Genomic DNA, 8,868 nt, shown 5'->3' with positions numbered 1-8,868 from the left:
GACCAGGCCATTGGGGGGAATTCATGAAGGCTCCGTGCTGGGTCTCTCTGGCGGGGTGGCGATTTCGGTCGGACCAGAGTAGCGGTCGTGAGTTGGCGTTTTCACCGGGGATGGTAGGTATGACGGGATGCGCGTCCCGGCGGACGGCGACGGCGCGCTCGGATGTCTCATAGGGTTGCGTTGGAGAAGGGAGGCAGGTGTCCGACTCAAGCCGGCGACCGTCCGCCGCGCGCGGTGGCGGCCCGCTCAGTCCGCCCGACACTGGGGTGACCCGATGAGCAGTGACCTGGTGGCGCTGGTGCGCCGCCGTCCCGATGTGCACGCCGTGGCAGACGGCATGATCGCCATGGGTGAGGCGCTGGAACTGCGCGGCGGGGAACCGGAGCCGACGCTCATGTACGACACCGAAGGGCGCCTGCTCGTCTCGATCGAGGACGCGGTGCAGGTGTCGGCGCAGAGCGAGATCCGGCGGCTGCTCGGCGCGGAGTTCGCCGAACGCGTGACCGCCCCCGTGTGGTGGGTGGACGTCCGCGCCGTCGCCGACCTGCCCGACGCGATGCGGGTCGCTCGTAAATTCGCTGAATCGCTGGCGCACTGGGCGGGTGGGACCGTCTACCCGGACGGGGCGAGCGAGGCTCCGGCGCGCAGCTGGAAGGCGTCCGACCAAGGCGGCGCCCCGAGCGGCGGCGCGGCCCCCGGACAGGACGGTGCCGCCTATCAGGGCGGCGTCATCGGCGGTTAAGTCGCCCGCCAAGCCCGCCAAGCCAGTTAAACGGCTCTCGCTCGTTGTGTGTTGGCGGGGGTTCATGGCCAGTCGCGGGTCAGGTCCAGGGTCCAGGGGACGGTGTTCCAAGGGCTGTCCGGGTCGGAGGCGAGGTTCTCCATGAGGCGCTCGTACTCGGACCGCGCCTTTCCGCCGCCGACCGACCAGAGCAGCCGGCCCTGCAGATAGCAGGTCGCCATGTCCTGCCAGGACGAGTAGCGCCGCTGGATGTCGATCGCCAGCGGAAGCATCCGTTCCCAGCAGTACTCCTCTGTGAGCCAGCCGACCATGTGGCCCCAGCGGTAGAGCATGAGGGCTCGTCCGTAGTCCCAGATGAGGAAACGGCCCACGTTGGCCCGCAGCGCGGGGTCGGCGAGGGCCTTGAGGCGGTGCAGTTCCTCGGACGCGTGGTTGCGGTCGTTGAAGAGATGGTGGAGGAACTGGGCGAGTTCGGCGCCCTCCTCGCTGACGTCCGCGCCGGGCTCGTCGCGCAGCACCCGCGGGACGAGCTTGGCGTACGAGCCGCCCTCGTCGCCGTACCGGACGCGCACCAGCTCGATGAGCCGCTCGACGAACGGGGGTTCGAGCTCGTCGCGGGCGATGAGGCCGTCGACCTCGCGCAGCAGCGCCCGGTACTCCTCCTGCGCGGCGGGGGAGCGGGCGGCGAGGTCGGCGTCCTGGGTGAAGTCGGCGCGGTGGCCGTCCTGGACGAGCCAGTTGACGGCGCCGAGGAGCTGTTCGAGGTCGTAGGCGCCCCACGGGTCGTGGAGGAGTTCCTGCGCGGTGCGGCGGTCGGCGGCGGCCGCGTCCACGCCGGAGGCCGTGCCGAGCCGGTCGAGCCGGAACCCGTTGATCGCGCCGTAGGGGGCGCCCGCCGCGATGATCCAGCGCTGGACCGGGGTGAGCCCGCCGCTTCTGGCGGGAGCGCCGCTGCCCGCAGGGGCGGTGCTGCCGGAGGGGGCGGTGCTGTCGGTGCCGGGCGGGTTCGTTGCCGAGATCAAAGCCCACAGGTGCCGGTGGAACTCCCTGGCCTGGCGCTCCTCGGCGCCCGAGAAGCCGGCCAGCAGCTTGCGGAGGGACGGGTGCCAGAGGTACAGGCGGCGGAGGAACCGTCCGTCCTTCCAGACGAGGTGTTCGGGGCGCAGGTCACCGAACGGGATGCGGGTCCGCCGGTGCACCATCGCCTGTTCCGCGAACCGCAGTTCCAGGACGGACCACACGCGGCGCAGCGGCGTGTGGCGCAGGAGGAGGAAGAGCCCGAACAGGGCCGCGCCGGGGGCCAGTGCCCAGCGCGCCGCGTCGTGCAGCCCCGTCAGTGACAGGACGGCGCCGATCAGCAGCAGGCCGATTCCGCAGCCGCGGAGGGCGCGGGACCAGCCGGTCGTCAGGGCGCGGGAGCCTTCGATGCGGAGCACCGCCGCGTCGCCGTCGAACGCGAACGATCCTTCGGCGAGCGTCCCCTTGACGGCCTGCTCGAGCGCGTCGAGCTGGCCGATCTGTCCCATGGGCAGGACCGTACATCATCCTTTACGGGTAGATCATCAGCGGTGTCCGGAGTCTGTTGCGATGCGCGCCGAAAGGCCGTTTCGGGCCGATGGTGCGGTGGTCAGGCGGTGATGAGCCGGTGGTCCGCGGGGAGCGTCAGGCGGACTGGAGGTGTTGCATGAGCATGCTGTGGCGCTGCCAGCCGTCCGCGGAGCGTCCGTCGCCGAGCGGGAAGAGGGTCAGCGGGGCGCGGGGCGGGCCGACCTGCTGGCCGGGCAGGCCGTTCGGGCCGCTGACGGTGCCCGCGACGGCGAGCGCGACGGGGGCCGGGGCACCCGTCCAGCGGGGCTCGGTGGTGAGGTCGGCGCGGCCTGGGGTGACCTGGACGAACAGCGACGCGATCTTCTGGTCGGCGGCGAGCGCGCCGACGAGCGTCGGCAGGTGCTGCAGGGGCGGCGGGTCTTCCGGCATGTAGCCGACGGTCACGGTGCTGACCTCGGCGACGCCGCCGCCCGCCCCGGCGGTGAAGTCGCAGATCGCCTGGGCGGGACGGGGACCGTCGCCGCCGACGATGAGGCGGGCGGTGGACCGTCCGCGCGCGTACTCGGTGAACCGGTCGGCGCGCCACGGGTGCTCCAGCGGCTCGGTGGCGCCGAGCGCGCTCGGGGGCTTGCCGGTGAGGAGCTGCATGAGGCGCTCGACGGGCCCGCTGAGGTCGCCTTCGGGGCCGTGCCTGGTGCGGTAGACGAGGGTGAGCTGCGAGCCGATCCGCGCGCTGGGACGGGTGGTGAAGCCCGGCGCGTAGTCGCGTGCCTCGGGGACGGGGACGAACGTCGTGCCGCTCCACTTCAGCGGACGTCCGGTCAGGCCCTCGTAGTAGCCGTCGCCGTTGCGCACGACCCACTGCATCTCGTTCCCGGACGCGACGGTGCGCAGAGGGAGGGAGAGCCGGGAGTCCAGAGGCGTGACGAGCTGCAGGGTACGGCCGCTCGCGGTGCAGTCGCCGAGGGCGTTGTTCAGCCAGGCGCTCAGCGGCACCAGCGGCCTGTCCTGCAGCACGACCATCGCCTGGTCGGTCAGCGCGTCTACTGTGCTCATCTCCGGAGGAGTCTAGCGACCGGGGCCCACCCGTGGCTGCCGTCCGCCGGTCCCTGGCGGGCGCCTTCGACTTTGCTGTGACCCCCGTGGCACCTGTCCATGTTGTGCTGAAATGTTACGGATGCAGCGAAGCGCCGCGCCGTCCTCCGTTTACCTCGCGAACGACGCCCCGCCTGCGCCGGAACCGCCGGTGCGGGGGCGTGTATGGCGCGTGCTCGGCTGGCTGTCGATCGTGCTGTCGGTGGCGCTGGTCGGGACCAGCCTCACCGCCTACGGGTTCTGGCGCCGCCTCGACAGCCAGATCGACCGCGAGAACGTGGACGGACGGCTCGGCGACAACCGCCCGGAGAAGCTCAACAACTCGCTCAACATCCTGCTGATGGGGTCCGACAGCCGGAAGGGCGAGAACGCCCGCTACGGCTCGGAGGCCGGGCAGCGGTCCGACACCACGATCCTGCTGCACATCTCGCCCGGCGGCGAGAGCGCCATCGGCATCAGCTTCCCGCGCGACTCGATGGTGCAGATGCCGCCCTGCAAGAAGAAGAACGGCACCACCGTCCCCGCCCAGTTCGGGATGATCAACGTGGCGTTCTCCAACGGCGGACCCGCCTGCACCTGGCGGACCATCGAGTCCCTCACCAAGATCCACATCGACCACTACGTCGAGGTCGACTTCTCCGGGTTCAAGCGGGTCGTGGACGCGCTCGACGGCGTGGAGATATGCGTGCCGCGCCGCATCGACGACCCCAAGGCCGAGCTGCACCTCAAGGCGGGCCGCCAGGTCGTGCGCGGCGAGCAGGCGCTCGGGTACGTCCGCACCCGGTACGTGCTCGGCGACGGCTCCGACCTCGACCGGATCAAGCGGCAGCAGGCCTTTATGGCGTCCGTGGTGCAGAAGGCCACCGACAAGGGCATGCTCACCGACCCGGGGCGGACGTACGAGTTCCTGTCCGCCGTCGCCAAGTCGATCAAGGCGGACGACAAGCTCACGCTCTCGGTGATGCAGAAGCTCGCGGGCAGCCTGCGCGGCATGAGCGCGGGGAAGGTGCGGTTCGTCACCGTCCCGGTGCAGGCGTATCCGCAGGACCCGAACCGCGTCCAGTTCAACCGGGCGCTCGCCGAGCCGCTGTTCAGGGCCGTCCGGGAGGACAACAAGCTGCCCGAGCCCGCCCCTCCGGCGCCCGTCGCGGCGCAGGGCGCGGCCCGGCCCGTCCCGCCGGAACAGGTCAAGGTCGCCGTCTACAACGCGACCGGGACCATGGGCCTGGCCCAGCGGACGGCGGACCAGCTCACCGAGCGCGGCTACAAGGTCGTCAAGGTCGGCACCAGCAAGAAGCGCTTCGCGCGCACCCAGATCCTGTACGGGGTGGGCGCCGAACGGCAGGCCGCCGCCCTCGCGCTGGCGCTGCCCGGCCGCAAGCCGCGTCCGGGACCGACCGCCAAGCCCGGTTACGTCTACCTGGTCATCGGCAAGGCCGGCGCCGCGCTCCGCGACCAGAACGCGGCGGTCCCGAAGGTCGCCGGCGAGATCCGCGCCGACCGCGACGTCTGCGCGAAGACCTGACCGGACGCGCATGCCCGGATCATCCCTGTGTCGCCGTCCAGGTTCCCGGCTGTCCGGTCCTGGCCAGGCCCGGCCGGACGTCTGCGCATGGCGGGTGGGGGTGAGGTTCGCCGTTGCCGTGATACACCGGTATTTTGACCCCCGCGCACCAACAGCTCCCCGCGCAAACCGATATCTCCGGTAAAGCGTCGCATCTATGACAACTCAGTCGCATCTACGACAACTCAACTGAATCCTCCCGACCTCTGCCCCGAGGAGCCGCCACCCCGCAACGGGCTCTGCCGGGCGCTCTCGCCCCCCTCGGAACGGACGCATGCTGCCCGAACCCTTCGCCCTGTTGATGACCGTCTACGGCGGTGATCGTGAGGAGCACCTCCGGGACGCGTTCCGCAGCGCCGTGCACGACCAGGCGCTCCGTCCCGACCAGGTCGTCCTGGTGCAGGACGGCCCGGTCTCCGAAGGACTGTCGGCCTGCCTGCGGGAACTCGTGGCGGACAGCCCCGTCGAGGTGTCGTTCGTCCCGCTGGAGCACAACCGCGGCCTCGGCCCCGCCCTGGACGCGGGCCTGCACGCCGCCCGGCACGACATCGTCGCCCGGATGGACGCCGACGACATCGCCATGCCGCAGCGGTTCCAGGTCCAGGTGCCGCTGGTGCGCGCGGGCGCCGACCTCGTGGGCGCCGGGCTGCTGGAGTTCGGCACCGACATCTCCGACATCGTCGGCCGGCGCACGCCGCCGAGCGACCCCGCCGACATCGCCCGCTACTCCCGGCTGCACGACCCGTTCAACCATCCGACGGTCGTCTACCGGCGCAGCGCCGTCATCGCCGTCGGCGGCTACGGCGACCTGCCGCTGATGGAGGACTACTGGCTGTTCGCGCGGATGATCGCCAACGGCGCGCGGGTCGTGAACGTCGCCGAGCCGCTCGTCTACTACCGGGTGGGGGACGGCGCGTACGAGCGGCGCGGGGGCCGCGACCTGCTGCGCTCGGAGCTCCGGCTCCAGCGCGAGATGCTCGGCGAGGGCTTCATCTCGCGGCCCCAGTACTGGCGCAACGTCGTCGTCCGCGGCGGCTACCGGCTCGTCCCGACCCTGATCCGGCGGCCCTTCTACCGGAAGGTCGTCGCGCCGTACGGCGCGCGCCGCAACCGCTCGCGCGAGCGCGCCGCCAACGCCCCGCTGACGGGCACCGCGGCCTTGACGTACCTTCCACGTCACGCCCGCCAGCCCGAGCAGACCCGCGCGCCCGTGGCGCCCCTCTCCGCGCCGCCAGAGCCTCCCGCCCCGCCCGCCTGCTGATCGAGGGGAAGCACACCGGCCGCACGGCGGACACGAGGAACACGGCGGCACAGGCCGTCCCTTGCCCGTCGCCGATGACCGCGTTCAGCTCGCCCGCGACCAGAGGACGGGCTGGTCCCCGCTGGCGTCCGCGCTGCGGCCCACGCCGACCAGCGTGCTCTTAAAGGCTGCGAGGCCGGTGATCTCCTGGTCGCCGACGCCGCCGAGGCCGGTGCCGCCGGGCATCCTGGCGGTCCAGGACGACCCGTCCGCGGACGTCCACGACACCACGTCCGTGGCGCCCGCGGGCCCGGTTGTGCCGGTGGCCGCGAAGCCCTTCGGTGTCGCGGTCAGCGCGGTGACGAGGACGATCGTGTCGCCGCTCGGGGAGTTCAGCGACTTCCAGGATCTGCCGCCGTCTGTGGAGACGTAGCCGAGCCAGTTCAGGCCGCTCTGCGTCGCCGCCAGGCCGGTGGCGACGAGCGTGTTCTCCCGGGCGGCGACGTGGGTGAGGTGGCCTTCGGTCACGCCCACGGGGAGTTGGAGCTGCTGCAGCGTCCATTTCTGACCGTCGGGCGACGACCACACCGAAGGATGGTTGCCCTTGGCGTCACGGCTGCCGCCGACGGCCGTGTAGCCGGACGGACCGGCGGCGACGTCCAGCATCCAGCGGGGCGCGGCCTTGTCGCCCAGCAGCATCTTCGGGTTCGTGCCGGTGCCCCGTTCCCAGGCCTTGAGGTCCTTGCTGAACCAGGTGACCACCGAGAAGCCCTGCACCCCGGCGATCACGTATCCGGCGTTCCCGGCCGCGGCGGCGTAGGTGATCGGCGTCCCGTCCTTGCTGCCGGCGAAGACGGCGGCGGAGTCGGCAGCCTCCCAGGTCGCGCCGTCCTTGGAGGTGACGACGAGCGGTCGTCGCGGAGCCGCCTGGTCATAGCCGACCGCCAGCCAGCCCCCGGCGGCGCCGACGACGTCGTTCAACTGCTGAGGCCCTGGCCGGGTGAACGCGGCACCGAGCCCCTGGGCGGGCTTCCAGGACGTGCCGTCCTGCGACGACCAGGCCGCGGCGTCGCCACGTGCGCTGCCGACGGCGACGGCGACGGCGTCCGTCGCGCCCACGGCTCGGACCGAATGGTCCGGCCGGATCACGCCGCGGATCTTCGTGAGGTCGACGGGGACCGCCGTGCCGGCGGCGTCCCAGACACCGAGCACCGGGTCCATGTCGCCACCGCCCGGTTCACGCCCGCCAAGGATCGCCTGGCCGCCGGCCAGTGCGGCGCCCGTGAACTCGCGGCCGGGTCGCAACTCGGCCACGCCGGCGTCCTGCCAGGCCGCACCGTCGGCGCTGCGCGACAGCAGGACGTCCCGGCCGCGGACGACGACGGCCGCGTAACCGCTGCCGTCGCCGATGACCCGGCTGGTCCGCTGGTAGCCGGGTGTCTGCAGCGCGCCGGCCTTGGTCCAGGACTTGCCGTCCTTGGACGTGAACGCCTGGCCGTAGAAGTTTCCGGAAGACTTGATCTCGCGCATGGCAAGGAATCCGGCCTGCCCGCCGCCGACCATGAGGCCGCGGCTCCCCTTCGGGACGGGCACGTCGGAGGTCGCCCACGTCCGGCCGCCGTCCTCGGAGCGCCAGACCACCCGGTAGGGGCCGGGCCTTCCGGAGTCGGGCGTGACGAGCCCCTCCAGAAGGATCACATTGCCGCTTGCGGCGGCCTCGACCAGCGAGAACTTGCCCTTGTTGACCTGGACGCCGATCTGGCCGCCGACGCGCGCCTCCCACCTCCGGCCGTCACCGGACAGCCACACCGCCGGCTGGGAGTCGGTGAAGTCGCGCTTCGCGGAGTTCTCGCCGACGGCCAGGTAGCCGCTGTCGGTGGCGACGACCCTGCGGACGCGGTTGCCCGCGCCGAACACGTCACCGACGGCGTCGGGCTGCCTGCGCCATGTGCGGCCGTCGTCGCTGGTCCAGACGGCGCCGCCGCCTCCGGCCCGGGATCCGACCGCGACCCAGCCGCGGGACGAGCCGCCGACCGCCTCGGGCACGCCGCCGGACGGTGCGACACCGCCGTCCGTGCTCTGCTGGGTGCCGGGCTCGAACGTGCGTCCGCCGTCGTTGGAGACCAGGAACAGGCCGCGGGCGTTCTGCGGGTCGGTTTCGCCGCCGACCGCGACCACCGTCGTGCCGACCGCCGCGACTCCGGTGATCTGCTGGTCGCGGCCGTCGGTGCGGGCGGTGCCGCCCACCGGGAACAGCGAGGCGGCCAGCTTCGCTCCTTCGCCGCCTTCACCCCCGCCGTCGCCGTCGAGCAGGCCGGGCAGCACGAGCACCCCGGCGGCGACCAGGCCGGCGACCCCGAGCGTCGCCACGCCGATGAGGAGCGGCTTCTTGACGCTTCGGCGGGACCTCGGCTGCCTGCCCTGTGTTCGCCACGGCTCCTCGATCGCCGGCGGCGGAGTGATCGGCTGGACAGGAGCCTGCTGCCCCGGCTGTCCCGGTTGGGCATGCTGACCCGGTTGGGCATGCTGGGCCGCGCCGGGGATCTGCTGCGCCCACGGGAACGGCTCCGCGGCGGGCGGCGGGCCGGGCGGCGTGCCCGGGATCTCCTGCGCGTACGGGAACGGCTCGGGCGCGGCCGGAGCGGGCGTGCCCGGGGCGGGGGTGGCGGGAATCTGCTG

General features: G+C 72.4%; 5 protein-coding genes and 1 pseudogene. 3 read left to right on the top strand and 3 right to left on the bottom strand.

Annotated features, from left to right (window positions below; all coding sequences use genetic code 11):
• The first annotated feature begins 274 nt into the window (after positions 1 to 274).
• Positions 275 to 742 (top strand): hypothetical protein, encoded by a 468-nt coding sequence (locus tag E1264_RS35650; protein WP_207936679.1) that lies wholly within the window; start codon positions 275 to 277, stop codon positions 740 to 742.
• A gap of 62 nt (positions 743 to 804) precedes the next feature.
• Here the strand turns inward: E1264_RS35650 and E1264_RS35645 are convergent, their stop codons facing one another.
• Both E1264_RS35645 and E1264_RS35640 read right to left on the bottom strand, forming a co-directional pair.
• Positions 805 to 2,268: a DUF1266 domain-containing protein gene (locus E1264_RS35645; RefSeq protein ID WP_132180781.1), complete on the bottom strand. Its 1,464-nt coding sequence runs from the start codon at positions 2,266 to 2,268 to the stop codon at positions 805 to 807.
• Between the two features lie 136 nt (positions 2,269 to 2,404).
• Positions 2,405 to 3,346 carry a DUF6177 family protein gene (locus E1264_RS35640; RefSeq protein WP_243711367.1) on the bottom strand — a complete coding sequence of 314 codons (942 nt, stop codon included), beginning with the start codon at positions 3,344 to 3,346 and terminating at the stop codon, positions 2,405 to 2,407.
• 121 nt (positions 3,347 to 3,467) lie between these two features.
• On the opposite strand from E1264_RS35640, the gene E1264_RS35635 reads away from it, so the two are divergent.
• The gene (locus E1264_RS35635; protein ID WP_132180779.1) at positions 3,468 to 4,910 is read left to right on the top strand and encodes an LCP family protein; all 1,443 of its coding nucleotides are present in this window, start codon (positions 3,468 to 3,470) and stop codon (positions 4,908 to 4,910) included.
• 313 nt (positions 4,911 to 5,223) lie between these two features.
• Positions 5,224 to 6,210 (top strand): glycosyltransferase, encoded by a 987-nt coding sequence (locus E1264_RS35630; RefSeq protein ID WP_132180777.1) that lies wholly within the window; start codon positions 5,224 to 5,226, stop codon positions 6,208 to 6,210.
• Between the two features lie 84 nt (positions 6,211 to 6,294).
• Here E1264_RS35630 and E1264_RS44015 read toward each other — a convergent pair.
• A pseudogene (locus E1264_RS44015) lies at positions 6,295 to 8,868 on the bottom strand (hypothetical protein); the annotation flags it as partial.

This window comes from Actinomadura sp. KC216 (assembly GCF_004348535.1).
GTDB lineage: Bacteria > Actinomycetota > Actinomycetes > Streptosporangiales > Streptosporangiaceae > Spirillospora.
The sequence above is the reverse complement of the archived record's forward strand: the minus strand, read 5'-3'. Positions and strand labels throughout refer to the sequence as shown.